The 19,603-nt window shown below is 56.0% G+C and carries 17 protein-coding genes and 4 pseudogenes; 8 read left to right on the top strand and 13 right to left on the bottom strand.

Going from position 1 to position 19,603, the window contains the following annotated elements:
* Position 1 precedes the first annotated feature (1 nt).
* From GLP43_RS15110 to GLP43_RS15125, 4 genes and pseudogenes are all read right to left on the bottom strand, one after another.
* A complete protein-coding gene (locus GLP43_RS15110; protein ID WP_237280010.1) occupies positions 2-2,335 on the bottom strand; it encodes a relaxase/mobilization nuclease domain-containing protein in 2,334 nt (777 codons plus the stop codon).
* A complete protein-coding gene (locus GLP43_RS15115) occupies positions 2,322-2,903 on the bottom strand; it encodes a helix-turn-helix domain-containing protein (protein WP_336885974.1) in 582 nt (193 codons plus the stop codon). Before GLP43_RS15115 ends, GLP43_RS15110 begins: the two co-directional genes overlap by 14 nt.
* 518 nt (positions 2,904-3,421) lie before the next feature.
* A complete protein-coding gene (locus GLP43_RS15120) occupies positions 3,422-3,628 on the bottom strand; it encodes a hypothetical protein (protein ID WP_007120662.1) in 207 nt (68 codons plus the stop codon).
* Positions 3,629-4,165: 537 nt separating this feature from the next.
* Positions 4,166-4,765: pseudogene (locus GLP43_RS15125) on the bottom strand (DUF2493 domain-containing protein); the annotation flags it as partial.
* Positions 4,766-4,830: 65 nt separating this feature from the next.
* Here GLP43_RS15125 and GLP43_RS15130 point away from each other — a divergent pair.
* From GLP43_RS15130 to GLP43_RS15140, 3 genes and pseudogenes are all read left to right on the top strand, one after another.
* Positions 4,831-5,774: pseudogene (locus GLP43_RS15130) on the top strand (IS3 family transposase); the annotation flags it as partial.
* Between the two features lie 193 nt (positions 5,775-5,967).
* Positions 5,968-7,020, top strand: a complete 1,053-nt coding sequence (locus tag GLP43_RS15135; protein WP_237280012.1) for an IS110 family transposase — start codon at positions 5,968-5,970, stop codon at positions 7,018-7,020.
* 16 nt (positions 7,021-7,036) lie between these two features.
* A pseudogene (locus GLP43_RS15140) lies at positions 7,037-7,222 on the top strand (IS3 family transposase); the annotation flags it as partial.
* On the opposite strand, the gene GLP43_RS15145 reads toward GLP43_RS15140, so the two are convergent.
* A complete protein-coding gene (locus GLP43_RS15145; RefSeq protein ID WP_237280013.1) occupies positions 7,219-9,039 on the bottom strand; it encodes a hypothetical protein in 1,821 nt (606 codons plus the stop codon). The pseudogene GLP43_RS15140 and the gene GLP43_RS15145 overlap by 4 nt on opposite strands.
* Before the next feature lie 952 nt (positions 9,040-9,991).
* On the opposite strand from GLP43_RS15145, the gene GLP43_RS15150 reads away from it, so the two are divergent.
* From GLP43_RS15150 to GLP43_RS15165, 4 genes are all read left to right on the top strand, one after another.
* On the top strand, positions 9,992-10,198 hold the full coding sequence (locus GLP43_RS15150; protein ID WP_237280014.1) for a hypothetical protein: 207 nt from the start codon (positions 9,992-9,994) through the stop codon (positions 10,196-10,198).
* Positions 10,199-10,398: 200 nt separating this feature from the next.
* A complete protein-coding gene (locus GLP43_RS15155) occupies positions 10,399-11,049 on the top strand; it encodes a hypothetical protein (RefSeq protein ID WP_237280015.1) in 651 nt (216 codons plus the stop codon).
* The gene (locus tag GLP43_RS15160) at positions 11,046-11,927 is read left to right on the top strand and encodes an AraC family transcriptional regulator (protein ID WP_237280016.1); all 882 of its coding nucleotides are present in this window, start codon (positions 11,046-11,048) and stop codon (positions 11,925-11,927) included. The genes GLP43_RS15155 and GLP43_RS15160 overlap by 4 nt, the downstream gene beginning before the upstream one ends.
* A 2-nt stretch (positions 11,928-11,929) precedes the next feature.
* On the top strand, positions 11,930-12,340 hold the full coding sequence (locus GLP43_RS15165) for a DUF1801 domain-containing protein (RefSeq protein WP_237280017.1): 411 nt from the start codon (positions 11,930-11,932) through the stop codon (positions 12,338-12,340).
* 374 nt (positions 12,341-12,714) lie between these two features.
* Here GLP43_RS15165 and GLP43_RS15170 read toward each other — a convergent pair.
* Positions 12,715-13,359 (bottom strand): annotated as a pseudogene (locus GLP43_RS15170) (ArdC family protein); the annotation flags it as partial.
* Positions 13,360-13,399: 40 nt separating this feature from the next.
* A complete protein-coding gene (locus tag GLP43_RS15175) occupies positions 13,400-13,870 on the bottom strand; it encodes a hypothetical protein (protein WP_237280018.1) in 471 nt (156 codons plus the stop codon).
* 368 nt (positions 13,871-14,238) lie between these two features.
* Here GLP43_RS15175 and GLP43_RS15180 point away from each other — a divergent pair, with 368 nt between their 5' ends.
* Entirely contained in the window at positions 14,239-14,532 is a 294-nt protein-coding gene (locus tag GLP43_RS15180) for a hypothetical protein (protein ID WP_007120638.1), read from the top strand.
* Positions 14,533-14,560: 28 nt separating this feature from the next.
* On the opposite strand, the gene GLP43_RS15185 is transcribed toward GLP43_RS15180, so the two are convergent.
* The 6 genes from GLP43_RS15185 to repA all read right to left on the bottom strand — a co-directional run bounded on the left by GLP43_RS15185 (position 14,561) and on the right by repA (position 19,387).
* Positions 14,561-14,977 carry a hypothetical protein gene (locus GLP43_RS15185; RefSeq protein WP_237280019.1) on the bottom strand — a complete coding sequence of 139 codons (417 nt, stop codon included), beginning with the start codon at positions 14,975-14,977 and terminating at the stop codon, positions 14,561-14,563.
* Complete coding sequence (locus GLP43_RS15190) at positions 14,970-15,224, bottom strand: type II toxin-antitoxin system prevent-host-death family antitoxin (RefSeq protein ID WP_237273232.1); 255 nt, start codon at positions 15,222-15,224, stop codon at positions 14,970-14,972. Before GLP43_RS15190 ends, GLP43_RS15185 begins: the two co-directional genes overlap by 8 nt.
* A gap of 115 nt (positions 15,225-15,339) precedes the next feature.
* Positions 15,340-15,723 (bottom strand): hypothetical protein, encoded by a 384-nt coding sequence (locus GLP43_RS15195; RefSeq protein ID WP_237280020.1) that lies wholly within the window; start codon positions 15,721-15,723, stop codon positions 15,340-15,342.
* A gap of 201 nt (positions 15,724-15,924) precedes the next feature.
* On the bottom strand, positions 15,925-16,974 hold the full coding sequence (locus GLP43_RS15200; RefSeq protein ID WP_237280021.1) for a helix-turn-helix domain-containing protein: 1,050 nt from the start codon (positions 16,972-16,974) through the stop codon (positions 15,925-15,927).
* Positions 16,975-17,129: 155 nt separating this feature from the next.
* A complete protein-coding gene (repB, locus tag GLP43_RS15205) occupies positions 17,130-18,200 on the bottom strand; it encodes a plasmid partitioning protein RepB (RefSeq protein WP_237280022.1) in 1,071 nt (356 codons plus the stop codon).
* Positions 18,200-19,387, bottom strand: coding sequence for a plasmid partitioning protein RepA (repA, locus tag GLP43_RS15210; RefSeq protein WP_037930882.1), 1,188 nt, complete (start codon positions 19,385-19,387; stop codon positions 18,200-18,202). The genes repB and repA overlap by 1 nt, the downstream gene beginning before the upstream one ends.
* Positions 19,388-19,603: the final 216 nt, after the last annotated feature.

Here is a 19,603-nt window from a genome sequence, read left to right on the forward strand (position 1 = left end):
CTCAATGGACCTGACCCCGCTCGGTTTCGCCATCCACGTCTGTCGTGCGGTGTTTTTCGTATTCGGTGTCGGCAAGATCATCGACCACCTGGCGCAAGGCCTCCGTGTTGGCCGTCGCTGCATCCGATTGCAGGTAGACCTTGGCGACATAGAGCCGGTCGAGGCGGTCCTCGAGAACCTTTTCCAGCGCATCGGCATCGCCAGATGTGAGCCTCTCAAGTTGAGGGTCATCCAGCACCCGCGCGATCTCGCCACGGAAGGCGTCCCGCTCCGCCTCGGTCTCGAAGGGGGCGGACAACTCCCCCGCCCGCTCATGGTCCAGGACACGCGCAATCTCGTCTGCGAGGCGGTCGGCACGTTCAGACTGCGGCGCAGTTTCATCGCGGGTTGTGAGGACTTCGTCGCGCGTGCCAGATCTGAGCCCGTCGCGCATCTCGGTTTCGCGGCGGACCTGATTGATGACCTCCGTGTCGCGTATATCGACGACGGCCGCATAGGTCGCGCCGAGCCCACGGGAGAGGTGGGACGGCATGTCGGGATAGCGCGCGCGCAAGTCATCCGTGACAGCATCTGCAACAGGCGTGCGGAGGTCGCGTCCCTCCATGATCCGGTCGACCTCGCGGGTGATCTCGCTGGCGCGGGCCGCATCGGTGATGGTCTCCCTGTAGGGATCAGACCGGTCGATTACATCGCTTGGGCGTGCAAGCAAGTCCGGGTGTGCCTCGAGATACGCGCGCTGCTCCGTCTCGATCCGGCGCTCCGCCCGTGAGACAACCTCCCAGTCCCGGTCTTCGATCTGCTGCGCGGTCAGGCCGTCTGCGCGCATCTCCTGACGGATTGTCCCTTCCATCGCCCGGACCGCGCCCTCATGATAATGGAACTGCTCGCTGACCGGTTCCGCTTCCATGACGCCATCCCGGCGCAGCACGTTCTCCCGCTCCAAGAGCGTGCCAAGTTCGACATGCACATCGTTGAGAATGTCGCGGGCCTGTTCCAGATCGGCGCGGCGTTCAAGGTTCAGTTCCCGCGCCTCGGCCACCTTGGCAAGATCGTCGGCGATCCATTGATGCTCGAGCGCTGCATTTGAGGCACCCGTCTCGATCCGGGCCACCACTTCCGATGTGCTGATCCCGGTGCCCCGTATTGCCGCGTCAATGCGCGATCTCAGGTCGGGCTCTGCCAGACGCTCGCGCTGGCTGGCGTCGATATTGGCTTCGGAATAGATCCCGCCCTCCGAGGGAGTCTCTGACAGCGTGGATGATCGCAGCCCCAAGGGCTGCATGTGCTGGACCTGCGTCTGGATCTCGATGAGACGTTTTTCCAGCACGGGACGTTCCGCGTCAGACTTCTCGGCGATCATGCCCTGCACCCGCGCGAGCTTTTCCGCATAGAGGCTTCTCAGATCCTCGAAACTTTGATCCTCGGCCATATACACATCTCCTATTCGGTCCACCTGCCCGCCGCGCGCCAACACCTCGCCCGCGCGGAAGAGTGCCGCGGCGATGTCTTCCCGGGCCTCCCGGGAGGCCTCCGCAGCAAGCGAATGGTAAACGGTTCTGGTGTTGGCGATCTCCGCCAGTGTCCGGGCTAGGTCGGTCCCAACGCGTTCCCGCTCGCGGGGCGCGCGGCCCTCGTCTTTCGCGGCGTAAACCTCGCTGGTGCGGGCTGGGTAATGCACGACGCCGCGATCCACCCGCCGTGTGGCTTCCAGGCGCACACCGTACTTCTCGGCCTCCTCGACCATGGCGAGCCGGAAGTCGTCATAGTTGAAGCGATGGTTGCGCCCCAGAAAGAAGAACTCGCCTTCCTGCGAGCGACGGTTCAGCACCAGATGCGCATGCGGGTGATCGCGGTCTTCATGCACTGCGATGATGTAGTCGAAATGCCCCGCGTCGGTCTGGAAGAACCGCTCGGCCACAGCCGTCGCGATGTCGCGCACATCCTCGCCGCGCGTGCCGATGGGGAAGGACATGAGCATGTGGGTGGTCTGTCCGAGCTTGGGCTTGAAGCCCGCATCCCACCGTTTGGCAAAGCGCTCGGTCAGGTCCTTGATGTCACCCGACTCGAGCTTCGCTTTGCCATCCAGGAACCCGCTACTGTCCACGATATGTGTGGACTTGGTGGTGAGGTAATCGAGCTGGTTTGCGAGCTGAAATTTGGTATGCGTACCCCCGCCCCGGATCGCCTTGAAGACCGCCGGACGGTGCCCGGCTGCCGCGCGCATGAGCTGGGTCTGCTTGGCCGCGTGCAGCCCCTGCATCGAGCCCCGGACGCGGCTCCAGCCATCCCGGAAGACCTCGCCCGTGACGGCATGGACGGCATCATTCAGCCGCATGGGCAAACTCCCTCAGCGCGGCCGTGGCCTGCAGCTGCATCGCGTCTCGACGGCGGCGCAGGAGCAGATCGATCTCGTCAGCGGAATCCAGAATGAACCGCGCCAGCCCGCGCATCTGCGCGAGGCGCAATTCGGTGAATTCCGGGCCAGCCCCCTGCTCCCGCCGGTTGGCCTGCGTCATCTGCTTGGCGATCTGCGCGACCCCATTGCCGACCTCGTGCAGAGAGGCGCGGTAACGCGCCATCTCGGCCGCCATCTGCGCGTCCGGAACAAACACGCCACCCGCCGCCTGAATGAGCCGCCGCAGCCCTTCGGCCCGGCTCTCGACCCCCGCCTTCGCCAGCACCGCGTCGAGCGCCTCAAGCTCCGCAGCCGTGACCTTCACACTGACCGCTGAGACTGGGATCGCGGCATCCGTCTGGCGCTCGGCATCGGCTTTGAGCGTGTACTGGATCGCCCGCACCGACACGCCAAACCGTTCCGCCAGCATTGAAGTGGAAACGCCTTCTGCGGCTTCGCGAACGATCTCCATGCGGTCTGCATCTGTGAGACGTTTTGAGCGCGACATGCGAAGAAAGACCCCCTATTTCCTGCCACCTTCCACCAAGGCTGCCCCCACCTTACGATAATATACCGCGCTGTCAATTATATACTTACGTTGCATTCAGGCTCAGGCAGCCTTGGTGTCCGCTTCACGCCGCGGCCCGCAGGGACGCGGCGTGAAGCGGACACCACCGGCACACCATCCGAACGCCAGGACCCCCGTCCGTCAGCCCCGCCCGGGGGTCTGGCCGAACACGCATGTTTTCGGACGGAACCGCGGGCGGGCGCAAACCCCACCGACAGGGCGGACAGGCAGGGTCAAGGAGGGCCAGATTTGGCTTGCCAAATCTCTGCCGCAAAAACCGGGAGGCCCTGGCCGATAGGTTTTTGTGGATGGCCCCCTTGAGGCTGACTGGCCGGTCTGTCGCGGCCTGATCATTCCGGGCGGAGTGCGTCCGTTGAACGCGCAGGGACCGGCATCCCTGGAACAGGGATCGGGCCGCCCCAAGATCGTCTTGGGGCGGCCCATCCTCGTCAGAGGATTTAGTCCTGGGGATCCTTTGCGCTCGGCGGGAACATCACCAGCTCCGAGACCGCGACCGGGAAGTCGAGCTTGAGGCTGAAGAACTCCGATCCATCCCCGTTGCGGGTGTTGCGGAACATCGCACCCACGCGCTGAAAACGGGTGCGCTCCTGGCCATCGGTATCGGTGAACTTGACGGGGACGGTGGCGACGTAGTGGTTGGTCATTTGGGTTACTCCTTGTTGCGATGGGGATCACCCGGCACGGGGGCAAGAGGCCCGGTCGCAAGCGCAAATGCGGAGGGTCCGCGGCCAACCGTGGAAGCCGTATTTGTGCTTGCCGAAGCGAAGCGGAGGGCACGATTGGGCCGACCCCGTGCGATCCACATCTATAAGCAAAAAGGAGTGATCCGGATGACCCTTGCCATCACGCAGCCGCCATCCTCCGCGTCCGCGTCCCGCCGAGCCTGGCCGGGGTGCTGACGGAGCCCGCCCGCGTGGATGCGATGTTCCGAAACACGCCCCGAGGGACGTGCAGGTGTTCAGCCTCATATGCGACGTCTCGACCCCTCGCGTCTTGCGCTGCTGACGATGTGCGTGAGGTGCGTACCATCCCCAGCCCGTACCGATGCGGATGGGCCGCACTCTGACGGACCGGGTAGAGGGGTGACGGTGCTGGCTGCTGCGAGCTGCCGATCATGCGTGACCGACCGCAGGCGCCATGAGACATGACGAAAGGGCCGCGCCAAGCGCGACCCCCTCTCTTTAATCCTGTGCAGTCTTCTTAGCCGGGTCAGCAACCCGCATGACCGTCAGGCCTTTCGCTTCCGCCTTCTGCCCGAGGTTCAGCGCGACCCCGTTGCCGCCGAAGAGTACAACCCCCGTCGCCGCGAACTTGTCGCCCAGCATTTCGTCGTTGCATTTGAACGGTGCCGCCCGGCCGTGTGCGGACCAGCGCGGATCGAAGCGCGCCTGCGCGATCCCGCGTGCCCGGGCCCACCGGGCCGCAATCATCTCCGCCCCGTGCTTGCCACCCTTGTGGCAGAGGAAGATCTCCTGATTGCGGTTCTGCTTGATCCGCTCGCGAACCTTGTCGAGCGTGTTGAAGATCACATCCACATCGGTCCAGTCGGTGGCGCCTGAGACGATCAGGGGCACCCCCTCGACTTTCGACTTCTCGGCAGTCTCGCGGTCGTGCTGATCGAGGAGCTGCCGTGCCTCGAAGACCGCCCCGGTCTCTTGCGCCCGGACGCTTGCGCGCGACCCGGCTGCCGGGATGAAGGCGTGGCCCGTCTCGATCTCGTAGCATTCTGCCGCCGCCTCGCTCATCAGCTCGATGGCGCCGACGATCTCGCGCAGCTGCACGATGGACCTGTCGCGGTTTGATGCCGCTCCTTTGATAGCATCTACTGCAACAAAGGAGACTAACTATGGGACTGAAACGCACAGATGAATTCCGCGCTGATGCGGTGCGTATCGCGCTAACCAGTGGACTGACGCGCAAACAGGTGGCTGACGATCTGGGCGTCGGCATGTCGACGCTGAACAAATGGATCACTGCACATCGAGACACGGATGTGGTGTCAAAAGAGGATCTTAGCCTTGCCGAAGAGAATGACCGTTTGCGTCGTGAGAACCGCATTCTCAAGGAGGAGCGAGAAGTGTTAAAAAAGGCCACGGTGTTCTTTGCGAGCCAAAAGCCGTGAGGTTTAAGTTCATTGAAGAACACCGAACAACATTTTCCATCAATCTGATGTGCCGGGTTATGGCAGTCAGCCCGCGTGGTTTGCGGGCGCATCGTAGCCGTCCAGCCAGCCGCAGGCAGCGGTCTGATTTGGTTACGCTGGCCCATATCAAAGAACAATCCCGTCTCAGTTTGGGCAGTTATGGCAGGCCGCGTATGACCGAAGAGCTGAAGGAAATTGGTCTGAATGTAGGGCACCGCCGCGTAGGCAGGCTGATGCGTCAGAACGGCATATCGGTCGTAAGAACTCGTAAATACAAGGCGACAACGGACAGCAATCATAAGTTCAATATCGCGCCAAACCTGCTGGATCGTGACTTTAACGCTGATGCGCCCAACCAAAAGTGGGCAGGCGATATCAGTTATATTTGGACGCGCGAGGGGTGGCTGTACTTGGCTGTGATATTGGACTTGCATTCACGGCGTGTAGTTGGCTGGGCGGTCTCGAACCGGATGAAACGCGACCTTGCGATCAGGGCTTTGAAGATGGCCATCGCGTTCCGTCAGCCGCCCAAGGACTGCATCCATCACACGGATCGTGGGTCGCAATATTGTTCGCACGACTACCAGAAGATCCTGCGCCAGCACGGGTTCAAGGTGTCGATGTCTGGCAAGGGAAATTGCTATGATTGTGAGTATGGTATTGCGGCTTGATGGCCTGACCCATGTTACGATTGACTGCGTGTCATTGCGTTGACGTGTCGACCATCAAGTCGCCCCGGCAACGGGCGAGATGTGACCTTATAGGAGCCTGACGGGTACGCCCCATCACAGTCCTGTCCCCTCGGATCGGTGCCTGGGCATTCTTAGCAAAGAGGGCATCATGAAGACTACACATCCAGTAATTATCGGCATCGACACGCACAAGGCCAGCCACGTCGCTGTGGCGATTGATACGCAAGGCACCCGCTTAGCGACGCTCTCCATTCCAACCAATCCGAAGGGGTATTTAGATTTGGAGCGTTGGTCTCAGTCTCTTGGGAAAGTTCAGGCATTCGGGATTGAAGGCACCGGTTCTTACGGCGCAGGTCTTTCGCGATCGTTGCTCGCCCACGGCCACAATGTCATTGAGGTCACGCGTCCAAATCGGCAACTGCGATACACGCAGGGCAAGACAGATAGTTTGGACGCGGAAGGTGCCGCACGTTCCGTTCTTTCTGGGCAAGCTACGGCACGACCGAAGACACAGACGGGGTCATCAGAAATGATTCGCCATCTGAAGATTGCACGTGATACCGCAGTTAAATCGCGCTCGCAGGCAATGGTCACCCTGAAAACACTGATCATAAATGCACCCGCCGATTTGCGCGACGCACTGAATCATATCCGTGGGAAAATCGCACTAATCCGGCACATCGCCGCCTTTCGACCTGGTGATATCGACAATCCATTGGCCTCTGCTAAAGCCGCCATGCGTGCATTGGCGCGTCGTTGGCTGTGGCTGCACGAAGAGATTATTGCGCACGATAAGGAACTGGAACGGCTTGTCACAGAACGCGCACCAGAGTTAATGGCATCCCACGGCATTGCCACTTTGACGGTCGCACAGATGCTGATCCTCGTTGGCGATGATCCAACACGCATTCGATCAGAGGCTGCCTTCGCTAAGCTTTGCGGGGTTTGTCCCATTCCGGCATCGAGTGGGAAAACACATCGGTTCCGACTGAACCGGGGCGGCAATCGCCAGGCCAATGCTGCCCTCTATCGTGTTGCCATTGTCAGGATGCGAAGCCACGAACCGACACTGGCTTATGTCAAGAAACGCACAAAAGACGGGAAGAGCAAAAGCGAGATTATTCGTTGCCTAAAACGCTACATCGTGCGCGAAATTTATAGCCAGCTTTGCGTCGCAAAATCGTCCCAGATCAAGGCTTGACGAATATAGGAGCTTCAATGCCGCCGTCGAGACCTTCTTCAAAACCATAAAAGCCGAGCTGATATGGCGGCAGTCATGGGAAACGCGCAGGCAAGCTGAGATAGCGATCTTTGAGTACATCAACGGCTTCTACAATCCGCGACGCCGACACTCAGCATTGGGTTGGAAAAGCCCTGTCGCTTTCGAACGCAAGGTGGCCTAAACGAGCACCTGGGGCGGCACGAAAGCGCGACAGGTCCAACCGTCGCCATTCGCCGTGATGGTATCGGCACTCGCCGTGCCAGCGTCGATGATTGTTGCGCCGAACGCATCCGTCAGAACGCTGGAACTGATTTGTGGAAACTCGATGTGGATGATCGCAGCGAGTTCGTCGCCATGATCTCGAAGGGAGGAAAGCACATCGATTGCATTTTGGTAGTTCGCCGGACCTTCCTGATTCAGGAGATCAACCGCCAACGCCCTAAAATTCCCGACGATGGTATCGGTGGAAGCGCTCAATGAAATGTTCTGGAATGGGGCCAAGGACCCCAGATCAGCGCCAGCGCCTTCTTGGAGTTGCAGTGTATTCGCGGCTTGGACCAGGAAGCGCGACCAATAGTAGTCTAGAACGTCTTCAAAGGCATTGTTCAGATCAGCGGCTTGGCTACTGTCCAAAATAGTAGTTAACTGCTCTTCCATCGGAAAGCCTGCGCCCCTGAAACTCTGGCCCATGAGGTGTTCAAGAAAACTGAAACGCGGCGCACTTATTGTTGCAGTATCGCCTTCTGCTGTTCCCCAAGTCGCATTCTCCACTCCTGCCTGCTCAAACAGGAGTCGTTCGAAATCTACAGCCGCCTGCACAAAGATCCCTGCGCGGGCAGCAGCAATAATCGCATTCGAGTCCGTAAGAAGATCCGTATCCATAGACATGGCAACCCAAGAATCAGGTATTACCCCGAAACCTTGTAAATACGGCAATACAAAAACATCATCATTATAGCTGAAGTTTTGGGGCAACACAAACTGACTGTTAATTTGTGACAGGTCGAAAAGAACTTCTGCAGAAATAGTAGTCGATCCATCAGAAAATGTAACAATTCCAGTTTCAACGATCTCATTCCCCGCAACAGTTTGATTACTATCTGAAACGATAAGTCCAATTGAAGAAATTCCTGTTGCAGAGAGTGATGTAAGCTCACCGACCTCTGCTAACCCGTTACCATTAAGATCACGCCAGATTAGAAGATTACCGAATCCAGTGTCTTGGCTGTCGACTTGGCTATCTGAATTGGTGTCGTAGGAAGCAAGCTGCTCATAGCCAGTTTGACTTTCAGATCCGAATAGCTCATGTATTCCGTCAATTGAGCCATTTCCATTGTGATCAATAGCAAGCAATCCATCATCACCGGACACCCAGCCTGTATTCTCCGCAAATCCGTCGTGGTCAAGATCGAAATACGCGTTTGATGTCTCGAGGGAGGTCAACTCGACGCCATCGCCGTCAAGATCAATTACGAGAGGATCGATGGGCCGCGGGTTGAACAGCCCGCCGAGATTCTCAACGATGGATTCTGCAAGAGAGCCTACTACGTAAGCCCCAAGAACGGCAGCAGCGACTGCAACTGCTCCGGCCACTACACCTGGGCCAATCAGCGTCGCGGCAATACCACCCGCCAAGGCGCCTGCAATCTCCGCTCCTAAAGCAGCGCCTGAAACTGAAGCAATGGCGCCTGAGATTTGATTGGAAACATCTTCCCCATTAGCAATTGCCGCCGCGATTTCTGGAACCTCTAACAGCGTGCCAACAGCAGCGTTAGTGCCAGCAAGGGTACGAGCAAGTAATTGTGGATTGAACTGTCCCGGGTAAAAGTCGTTGATTGCCGTTGCCACTGCATCTGTAAAATCGTTCAAGGCGGCGGCTCTTAGCGCCTGTTGATCTACGGCAGCCGTTCCGCTGAGGCCAGAGCCAGAGAAGTTCAGCAGGCTAGCAAAGGAATCTGAAACAACTTGTTGAAGTGACGCTGAAGGATTTTCTGGCACTAGCGGCCATTTCTGCGTTGATTAATAGTGCGAGAAATCGCGCTATGTTTTCCTACCGATCCACTTATCTTAGACGGCTCCAAAAGACTTAAAATTGAGCCACTTAAGATAAGCGGCCAAAAAAATGTCAGTATAAGCAGTGTTAACCAATAAGGTCCTGCACTTAGCTTTGATGTGCTCGATGAGAACATGCTTAGCCCGTAGGGGGTGAGCATAAATGCTGATATAATGTATAGAATTAATAGATACATAAGCACTTGAATGCTCTCGACCTCACTGCAGCGAAGGGGAAAGAGAAATGATTTGATGTGCCGATATAATAGAAATGCAATAATAGCTGCTGAGGCTATGGCTTGTATAAAAACAAAGAACAGAGCGCTGAGTGTCGACTTTACTTGAAGTAAGCCTTGTTCTTCAGTGGAGGCTACCTCAGATATTTCGGCGCTGAGTATCGTTCCAGATGCCAATACGAATGGATCTATATAATATCCAAGCAAATGAAATATGTAATTCGAAAATGAGATAAGGAAGATAACGCCATGGAGCGCCGGGTAAGATGTTCTTCTATCATCCACAGCAAACATACTTATTAACCTATTTTAGTTCAACCTTAGGTTATGGATGCGGGTGCTCGGGTGTCAACCTTCGATGTGCGCCGTGGGGGAAATAGATACGTTTGTTTGATTGCGGGCTCCTTTCTGGCCACACGTTCTGCCCCTCCTACCCTTTTTGGCGCAGAATCAAGGGTTTTACGGTACCAGAACCTTCAGCGTCCCGTTCTGACGGGTTCTCGGATCGGACCTTCGACTTCTTTACGCGCAGTTCGAAACCGGCGGCCTACCCCCACATCCTGACCGCGATGTTCTGTTCTTCCTTGCCCAAGGCATCGGCATAGATCGCCGTGGTGCTGAGTTGCGCGTGTCCCATCCATTTCTGGAGCATGTGCAGCGGAATGCCGTTCACCGTAGCGTTGATTCCGAACCCGTGGCACAAGCCCTTCGGGCTGCGGCTTGGGGAATCAGGTATTCCCGGCCTCGACCATGATCCGCTTGACGATCTGACAGACCCTGACCCGGCTGAGCGGCCAGATCGGCGCGTTGGCTGGCTTCCACGTTTTCTGGGCCTCGCGGATGCCGTGTGCGGTGTTGAGGGTGCCTAAAGACAACATCTGGTAGGTCGCGTTCTTCGCCTATATCGGTCGATTTTGGAACGGTTGTGGGTGCGGTGCGAGTCAGGAAAGAGCGCTGAATAAAGCTGAACCTCTTCGAGAAGCATCAAACTTCTCGCATGTAAGTTAGCAGGATTTGTCGGTTGTCGTTCACCTATCTTTGAGACGAACGACACAATCTGGAGGAAATCATGTTATCGAACAAACCGCGTCGAGATGACGAGGTTGCCGGAAGGGCATCTCTTTTTGGTAAAGTCCCGGACGGCAAAAAGACCCTGGCACTCTTCATCATCTCAAACCTCGTCAATGTCTTTATGCTCACTGTTACCATACCTCAGGTGGTGCAATATTCTGGTGGCCTGAAGCCCTTCGATCTCATGACTTCAGGCTATGATGTCGACTATGCTAGGGCGTTTTTGACCAATCTTGGTGATGAAGGTCGGGGCTATTATCTTAGCCACCATTTGGCGTTGGATATGATCTATCCCGCTCTATACGGCTTGGGAGGTGCAGCGGTATGGCTGTGGCTTCTAAGCAAAACACCATTTCGTAGGGATATTTTTGGGTGGATTGGGGTTTTACCACTGATTAGCAGTGGGGCTGATTACATCGAGAACGGATTGATAATTACCCTTTTGCTGCGGTTTCCTGAAATCCCAGAAATAGTTACGTTGCTCAGCTCGATTGCCACCACCTTCAAGTCGAGCACTATGCTGGTCTTCATTTCGCTATTGGTGTTTTTGTTGCTAGCGATTGGTGTACGCAAGTTTTTATTCCGTCAGTCACAAGTTGAGTTTCTTGCAACTCGACAAGAACCGGGGCGGCTCCGGCCAAGTACGTGATTGCCGAACTATGTGAAGTGGAGCACATCTTGAGAACAACCCAACAGAGCTACCGTGAGCGATTGGATCGGGTCACAGCATACCTGCATGCCAATCTGGAAACCGATATTGGTATAGATGATTTATCAAATGTGGCCTGTCTCTCCAGCTATCATTGGCACCGGATTTACACTGCGATGAGCGGCGAGACAGTTGCTATCACGCTGCGTCGCCTGCGCTTGCAGCGCGCCGCGGATCGCTTGGCCAATTCAGATATGCTGATATCCAAGATTGCGAGATTGGCACAATACAGTTCGCAAGATGCCTTTTCTCGTGCTTTCCGTAAAGCATATGGCAAAGCACCGGGTGCCTATCGTCAAAGCGGCAGCCACGCTGCCTTCAAGGCAGCTATTTCGAGTGGGAATGCAAATAGCTTTGGAGTCAGTATCGAGCATCACACTGCGGTCCGATGTATCAGCGTGCCACACGTTGGTTCTTACCTGCAAATTGACGCAGCGATGGGAAAGCTTTTTGGCACGTTGGCAAAATCAAATATGCTGTTGGAAAACACGCCGATGCAGGCTGAATTTTACGATGACCCTGACCTCAGCACAGAAGAGCATCTCAGGTCAGCAGCCTGTACGCCGTGGCCTGACTATTTGGAAGTACCGGAAGACACCGAAGAACTTTTGAGACCACCAGGAAGCTTCGCCAAACTGGAGTACAAAGGACCTTACGCTGACATGAGGGACGCCTATCGCTGGCTTTACGGTGTTTGGTTGCCAACCTCGGGCTTTGAAATATCGGATCGTCCGGGGTTCGAAGTCTACCTCAACTCACCGGTTGACACCAAACCAGAGGACCTGCGCAGTGACATTTTCCTACCAGTGGAGACTTAACCATGAGTATAATTCCCGTTATCTCAGAACCAGTTCTGTCCGTCTTCCAGAACATTGCGCCTGTACATCGTTCCGTATTGCTTGATGTCCGCAAGCTGATTTTCGACGTGTCATCGAATGACCCTCGTGTCGGTATCATTGAGGAAGCCCTGCGTTGGGGCGAACCAGCTTATATCGCGACACGGCGAAAGACAGGCAGCACAATTCGTCTCGGCGTAGAAAGAACTTCTGGGATGCCCGCCCTGTTTTTTAACTGCAATACAACGCTGGTTGAAGGATTCCGTGATCAGTTTGGACCTGTGCTCAAATATTCGAAAAACAGGGCGGTTTTGATCGACAGAACCGATGCAGAAATCAAATCGGCTATGAGTGTCTGCATCGCATCCGCATTGACCTATCATTTGCCGGGTTAGTTTTCGAAGGCGTAGCCAACAAAGCGGCCACTAAACCAGTTGCAGCGACCCGTTGAAATCACACCGTATAGCGGAACTTAGGGGCGGTTCAAAAAGCCTCGTTTTTGGTACGCTCTCACACCACCCCGTTTGACGCTGCCACAAACCCCATTCAAAACCAGACCAGTTGTTGAAGGTTTCTGGCTCTCTCATGATAGCCGACTTCCATGCTTTGTGCAGCATCAGTGGCAATGGGCTCTTTCGTGGCCTTCGCTGCTTTGATCACGAATGACCGCTGTTTCTCGCGACGAGTCTTATGCAGACTGAGATTGATGAAAGCTTAATGAAGTAAGTGATCTCAGATGTAAGCGCGGCATAATCCAAAGCGCGGCATTATGGGCCAGCTCATGGGCCCAGACCCCGTAAAAATTGCGCGGGTCCTGGAACCGCGTGATGGACGGCATGTAGACCTTGTCCACGGGCGGCAAATAGTACGCCTCCGTGCCCGTGAAGACGGTTGTGATGTCGATGGCATCGAAAAACGCCTGCATGTGCGGGATGGGCTCGGACGACGGATGCTTGGGCGCGGGCTCCGGGTTGGGGTAGAAACTGTCGGGCAGGCCATCGATCTGGCAGGCATTGAACACGCGGTAGGATTTCTGGAAGCGGAAGATGTGGGCTTCCCCGGAGCGATCATCCCCGTCGCTGCGGTCATGCTCGTCGCCGCCCGCGTCTTTCCGGCTTTGACCGTAATAAACGACGACAGAGGACTTCTCGCCCTTGCGGACCTTTGCGTCCAACGCATTGGCTTGCGGCAGCGTCATCCAGAAGGGAGAGCTGTGGCCCGCCATCACGGTCCGCATCGTCAGCAGGAAGTTGTTCACCCCCTGGTAGGGCTCACCGCCCACGCGCAGGGGACGAGAGCTGCCGCCTGCAGTCCAGGGCTTGCGCCATGGAAGGACGCCGCGCTCAATGATGCGGATGATTTCGTTTGTGATGGCCTCGGAGGCATCGAATTTGGGCGTGCGGGATCGGGCGATGGCTGGCCTCCTTTCGAGTTTTGGTGAGAGTAAGTGGTGATCAGGCTGACTGATGGGGCCGCGGATCGTTGATGATCCTGGCACCGAGGGCTTCGACCATGTCGATGTAGGTGGTCAGCGACACGGACCTGCCGGGACCCCAAGGTTCAGAGTCGTCTGATCCGTCCCGCGCCACCCGCGGCAAGTTCGCGAAGGCAATGATATCGGTGACGGGCCGGACATCGATGAACGGGGTCCCTCGTGCGACCGCAAGAGTGGCCAAGGGAAAGCGCTCGATCGGCGCGAAGGTCGACACGGTGGTCCAACCAAGATGGATGAATGTCCCGCCCTCTCCGCAGATCACATGCGCGTTTGGCAATGACGCCGCCTGCTTCAGATAGCCGAGGTCACGCAGGACAGTCTCGCGCTCGCGCCGTTGTGACTGCCCCGTCTGGCCGGTTCGGCGTAGTTCCTTGTGTCGCCACGACGAGGCAACGGTCGCGCGCAACACGCGCAAGACACCTGTTTGCATGGGAATGCCCTTAATCAGGAAAGACAGACCGGAACCCGGCCCGGAACCATCTGAGGGACCCCAAAGGCCCTCATCCGTCAGTCACAAAACCCGAAGGACACTTTCACTCTTTAGGGATCTGATGCCGGAGATTGTTAAATGCGAAGCTCATGAGAACGCAGGATCCTGCACTTTCCGGCATCAGACCCCGATGAGGAACAGGATCAAGCCGGTTCAACCCTCTTTCGGGCACCCTCTCTCCGACACCCTCAGGCCTGACCCTCCCCGGCCCTCCTCTTCCTCTCAAACCCCATGATTTCCGGAGGTGGCTTGCATTCGTTCCTGTTATGTTCTCTTTTTAAGAACCGAGCTAAGAAGGGAAATCCCCGATGGAAAGCACTACTTACGCCCTGCCCGCGACGCCAAAGCAGATTGCCTATGCGCGGTTGCTGGCCCTGCGCAACCAGACGCTTCTGCCGTGGGAGGTTCAGCAAGATCGGCGCTCCTTGAGTGCCTGGATCGACGCACAAGCCAAGTTGAACCCGGGCGCGCAGGACAGCCGCCCGACATCGAAGCAGGTCGCCTTCGCCGAGCGTCTCGCCCGGATCAAACGCCGCGCCGTCCCGGATGAGTGTTTCCGCGACAAGGGGCTGATGTCAAAATGGATCGATGGGAACAAATGAAGCTGGGTAGCCCCTGCGGTGATTGAGACTACTTCAGCCGATCAACAATCGATGCCCCGCCCGACCTGGCAAGCGCGATCAGGCTGGACTGGATTTTGAATGTGAAGACGGAACTGAACGCGCCGATGGGCGTGCGGTCCTCCCAGACATAGGACCGCTCCAGAATATCGGTGTTGATCTCGTCCAGCATGACCCATTTGCGGACATGGGTCTCCAACCCCACACGCTGCGACTCGATCTGTGGCACCTCGATGCACTTGCGCGAGGGCAAGGGCGGTTGCGTCGTGATCGGCAGGATGAACACCACGGTCTCGCTATCGGACTTGGCGACAGTGACGGCGATACAGACAGGCCGTGTCTTGCGGCCCTCGGTCTCGCCCGCCATCTGCTCGCGTTTGCATAGGAACGGGTAGCGGAAAACCTCTCCCGCACTCGGCTTAGTCATCCGCCCGCGTCAAGTCCCGCTCGAGCCCTTCAATCATCAGCGCCTTGAGATCCTCGGGCATCTCGTCAACCATATGAGCCTGTTGCGTGGCCCCCCGCGCGAGCTGCTGGTACTGGTCCATGCTCATCAGCACGAATTTCGGCTTGCGGTGCTTGGTGATCGCAATCGGCGACCGAATGGCCGCGTCAAACAGGTCACTTGTGTGCCGCGTCAGGTCGGCCGCCTTGAACTCGGGAAGCTCATGCATGATCTGGGTCTCCATTCGTGCAGAATATAAGTACATTCTGGATATTCTGCAAGAGATGGGTTGAGCCCTCCCATGTGTCATCCGAACCGCCGCACGGTCCAGTGTAGGCGTACTCTTAGGCGGTGTTGCCGTCTTCAACGGACTCGTCCGAGGTCAGGCGGTCGTAGCCGCGAGAGACTGCCAGCGCGCCGTAGCGGTCAAACATGACGAAGGCCCCTGCCCGCCCGATGTCTGTCGGATTGAAGGCTAACGGCCGGATCTCGATCTTTTGGATCTCTGCTTCCAACACGCCAAGCTGAGTATCGATCTCGGGGTGTTCATCTTGTCTAGCGTACTCTTCTTCCAAGGCCTGATACTCGGAGAGTAGTTTGGTATGGGTCGCTTGTTCATCCGTCACCAGCCAATCGAGCAGGATTGTATCACCCTCAGCGTTATAAGCATTAACACAGACAAACACGACGGTAAGGTTGGCCACTTGGGCCGAGGCGTCTGTGAACATCTAGCAAACCTAGAATGGCTTCTTGTTCCATGATAAGCTACAACATTCCAGACTTGCACCTGACGCGGGTGATCTGGGTTCACCTTCAAACCAACATTCTTCTTCTTGATGATCGTATGGTTTGAAGTGTGCCGCAATTGTCTCTTGATCTTCGATGGCTATGCAGAATCACCAGCCGGTCGAGTTTATGTGGCAAGAGCATCAGTTTCCTTGCCTCATCATAGCATCAAGGTAGGCGTTGTTGTTTTTCACCTGTCCTGTGCTGGCTCTCAAAATTAATTCGTCGAGTGCAATAAGGAGCTGCCCTGGACCTCGTTCTCTAAGGTGTTTCATGATCCTGCCCTGTTCTATTCTTAGCAATCTTCCGACATCGGCCAATATTTCGAGAACTGATTGATGATCTCTTGGTTCATGCGGGAAGAAGTCCGATATGTTTTTCAGGTCCGTCCATGCCATAATTGTTGGATCTCGGCGTTCCTGAAAACCAGAGGTGCAGTGTGCATCTGCTCTATCTTTTTTTATATTCAATCTTGTGGGTTCTACGTGCCGGACATTTGGTCCGTCGTCGCCGGACATTTGGTCGGGCATTGTTTCCTGAGCGTCATGGTTTCCGGCCGGAAACTCTCTGATGGTCGCTCCGACCAACTCTGCCAGCCTCTTGATAAGCTCTATGATTTCGTCGGCTTTGAGAGTTGCACGGCGTAGGATGTTTCGTACGTTCTGGAGAAATGAGACAGTCTCAACATCCTTTGCTTGGCGCAAAGCCTCGACACGAAGAGCCAGTGCCTCCGCCTTGAGTGACCGTAGCTTTTCCTGATCGCCCACAAGCTGTTCTGCGTGTTCGGTGAGCTCTCTTTCCCGATCATACATTGGCTGCAGATCGAAGCCAAAGGCATCTCTGATCAATCCACCGTAGCGAAGAGGGAACCGTTTGCGGGTTGCGCTATCCCTGCGCTGGATCAGCCCGGCATCCACGAGGTGTCCGATACACCGTCGAATCGTTCTCTCGTTCAGGCCGTTCGTTCTCTCAGACAATGATGCGTTTGAGGGAAAGACGATAGTCATTGGAGCTGTTTGTCCGGCCTTCTTCGGCATGAAGCTGATCAAGGCCTGCAGTGTTACCAGGTCATTTGGTGTCAGACCGAGTTCTTTGCGAAGCGCTCGGATTGGCTCGATTACCCTGTACGGGTTCGTACCGGGTACAGAAGATCGTTCCGCCAAGGCGGGTGTGTGAGAAAATACCTGTCTCATGATGATTGCGGCTGAAAAAGCTTCCCCGTTCACCGCGAACGGTGTTGAAAACGATTCGGCTTCGGGGTATCAATCAGGTGTCTAAGCTAATCGAGGCCCTTCGGAAGCACTGCTTTCGGGGGGTCTTTCCTTTTCTGGCCTGTCCTCCTTTCTGCTCAGTTTTTGTTATCGTCTATGTCAGGACCATCAAGATCCTGATCCCTGCCGGAGACTGGGTTACCTATGGGTTCCATTTTCTCTGGGGTAATGATCTGCCCTAGACCAGCGGCCTTCGCGTTCGCCAACGCTAGAAGAGCGGCCTCTGGATTCTCAGAGATCCACTTATGAAGCCCGTCATCTCCGTTCTTGACGGTGATGATCACGTTTCTTTTGGTGACCTTCACCATCCCGAGTTTTGTCTTGATTGCCGATGGGGCAGGGGGCTTGTGCTGTTTTAGGAGCCCTTCGAAGATCGCAAAGCGTTCGTCGGAGGTCTTGCCTGAACCTCTGGATTCCATGAGAGCATCATGGAATTCTCGGTTTCCGGCCGGAAACCCTTCATCTCCAGAGAAGCCAAAGCTCTCATAAGCCTTTGCGGCAGCATACCAACGATCCCGTCCAACCCCGGGTGCCGCCCCGATCTTTTGGATGAGTTCAGTCGGAATACAGGAAGTGACTTGTTTCATGCGAGCAAGTCCCGTGAGCTTGTCACCGGCTTTCCTGGCTTTCTGATCGATGTTGAGGGCGTCACAGACCAGTCCCTCATCCTTGCCGGACTCTATGAGAGAACGTGCAAACAGGGCTTTCTCGATCCAGCTGAGGTCTTTTCGGAAGCTGTTCTCTTGGCCTTGTGCAAGAATCGCTTGATCCTCATCCAAGCCTCTGATGAGAGCCTTTGCGGGCTTGCCGATAAGTCGAAGGGCGGCTAATCGCCTGCGCCCATAGATGATCCTGTACCGCCCCCCTTCGGGGCTCAGAAGTATCGGGATAAGCTGTCCCTGCTTGTCAATGCTTTCAGCCAGTTCCCTGATGTCATCTTCGTCATCCAGGGCCAGACGATCCTGGAACTCGGAATCATCAATAAGGTCGGTACTGATTTCTTGAATTGAAGATTGTGCCGCATCCTGAAGAGAACGGGCCATTCCCGAAAGGGCAGGGGCTCGTGACTGGGTTCGAGTCGGAGAAATCGACGAGCTCTGCTGCTTTTCTTCATCCTCGGGAATGTCGAATGTGACTTTGCGGGCCATTACTTACGCCCCCATGCCGTTTTGATGAGCCCTTCGACCTCCGCCACAACCCCGTTGATGGACTCGATAGCCCGATCGTACGTCTGGCGATGAAAATCCGTTCTGGCGATCTCGAACAGTGTCTGTTGCGTGAGTCCAGCGTCAGAGACTGCGGAGGATTTCAGGAAAGGCTGAGTAAGAACGTCATCCGTGAACATGGTCCGCAGGAATGCCGCCATCTGAGTTTGGGGGCCGTCATTGGGCTCGAAACGAGTGATTAGAAATCTCATGAAGTCCCAGTCGGGCGATGCGCCCACATCAGCAATTGTTGCCATGAGGCTGGATGTGAGCTGCAGGAATTGGGCCATCGAGGCGACGTCAAGCATGCTCGGAATGACAGTGACGACTAGGGATGTCGACGCTACCAAAGCCGATAGTGTGGTAAACCCGAGTTGCGGTGGGCAGTCGATGACGACAATGTCGTAGTCTGTCTCGACTTCATTAATGCAAAGAGCAAGCCGCTGATAGAACGGCGGCCTGATATTGTTTCGAAGCGCGTGTGCGGTTTCGGTCTCGAACTCAGAGAGCAACAAGCCGGCCGCGGCTAGATCGAGGTTGTGGAAATACGTTTTGCGCACAACGTCTCTAAATGGGATAGGGTCCTCGTACCGGAGGGCATCGTACACCGTTCCGGCCTCAGGGAAGTCGATTTCCGGCCGGAAACCGAACATGGTGGTCATTGAGGCTTGTGGGTCGAGATCGATTGCCAGAACTCGATAACCATCAAGGGCAAGTTTTTGGGCCAGATGGATCGCCGTTGTCGTCTTCCCGGCCCCCCCTTTGAAGTTGGCGATCGAAATGATCTGGATATGCTCCCCATCCCGACGACGAGGAACGATATGCTGGAACTTGGTGCTTGACCGGGCTATTTCGTGGCGCGCTATATCGATTTGCTCTGCAGTGTAGAACCTGCGGCCGCGGGCGTCTGTCTCGATATCACCGAGATCGAGCTTGTCCTCGAAAAACATCTTCCGCAAAAAATCTTGGCTTACCCCGAGGATCTGGGCAACTTCCGTGGATGAGAAGCGTCTGAGAGCCTTTCGTTCATCAGGTAGAAACGACTTGCGCATATTCACATCAAGCGATTTGCTTAGACGTGTCGCCATCGTTTGGATCTTTTGATCCATTCTAATCCGCTGCTCGTTCATGCCCGTCCCGCCGCCCGTCTTCCGGGTCTATCTTGAGAAGGAACGCAAAACCGCCGGAAACTGATGGTTAGCGTTCTTCCGCAAAAATGTCAGGAAAGCGTTTGACAGGCAAGGATTTTTTCAAATGGTAGGCCGGTATCCGGTGAAATCATTTATTTACAATGACTTATCTTATTTTGCGGATCCAGCGCGTCAAGTGCTTGTGTCGCTGCCATC

Origin of the sequence: Sulfitobacter sp. M39 (assembly GCF_021735935.1) — a bacterium.
In the GTDB taxonomy this organism is placed as follows: domain Bacteria; phylum Pseudomonadota; class Alphaproteobacteria; order Rhodobacterales; family Rhodobacteraceae; genus Sulfitobacter.

Bases quoted from the DNA above. Each gene is read 5' to 3' on its own strand.
- GLP43_RS15110 (WP_237280010.1), bottom strand. From the start codon at position 2,335: ATGCGGCTGAATGATGCCGTCCATGCCGTCACGGGCGAGGTCTTCCGG.
- GLP43_RS15135 (WP_237280012.1), top strand. From the start codon at position 5,968: ATGAAGACTACACATCCAGTAATTATCGGCATCGACACGCACAAGGCC.
- GLP43_RS15150 (WP_237280014.1), top strand. From the start codon at position 9,992: ATGCCGTTCACCGTAGCGTTGATTCCGAACCCGTGGCACAAGCCCTTC.
- GLP43_RS15120 (WP_007120662.1), bottom strand. From the start codon at position 3,628: ATGACCAACCACTACGTCGCCACCGTCCCCGTCAAGTTCACCGATACC.
- GLP43_RS15190 (WP_237273232.1), bottom strand. From the start codon at position 15,224: ATGCATGAGCTTCCCGAGTTCAAGGCGGCCGACCTGACGCGGCACACA.
- repA (WP_037930882.1), bottom strand. From the start codon at position 19,387: ATGAACGAGCAGCGGATTAGAATGGATCAAAAGATCCAAACGATGGCG.
- GLP43_RS15165 (WP_237280017.1), top strand. From the start codon at position 11,930: ATGAGTATAATTCCCGTTATCTCAGAACCAGTTCTGTCCGTCTTCCAG.
- GLP43_RS15115 (WP_336885974.1), bottom strand. From the start codon at position 2,903: ATGTCGCGCTCAAAACGTCTCACAGATGCAGACCGCATGGAGATCGTT.
- GLP43_RS15185 (WP_237280019.1), bottom strand. From the start codon at position 14,977: ATGACTAAGCCGAGTGCGGGAGAGGTTTTCCGCTACCCGTTCCTATGC.
- GLP43_RS15155 (WP_237280015.1), top strand. From the start codon at position 10,399: ATGTTATCGAACAAACCGCGTCGAGATGACGAGGTTGCCGGAAGGGCA.
- GLP43_RS15195 (WP_237280020.1), bottom strand. From the start codon at position 15,723: ATGTTCACAGACGCCTCGGCCCAAGTGGCCAACCTTACCGTCGTGTTT.
- GLP43_RS15175 (WP_237280018.1), bottom strand. From the start codon at position 13,870: ATGCAAACAGGTGTCTTGCGCGTGTTGCGCGCGACCGTTGCCTCGTCG.
- GLP43_RS15200 (WP_237280021.1), bottom strand. From the start codon at position 16,974: ATGAGACAGGTATTTTCTCACACACCCGCCTTGGCGGAACGATCTTCT.
- repB (WP_237280022.1), bottom strand. From the start codon at position 18,200: ATGGCCCGCAAAGTCACATTCGACATTCCCGAGGATGAAGAAAAGCAG.
- GLP43_RS15180 (WP_007120638.1), top strand. From the start codon at position 14,239: ATGGAAAGCACTACTTACGCCCTGCCCGCGACGCCAAAGCAGATTGCC.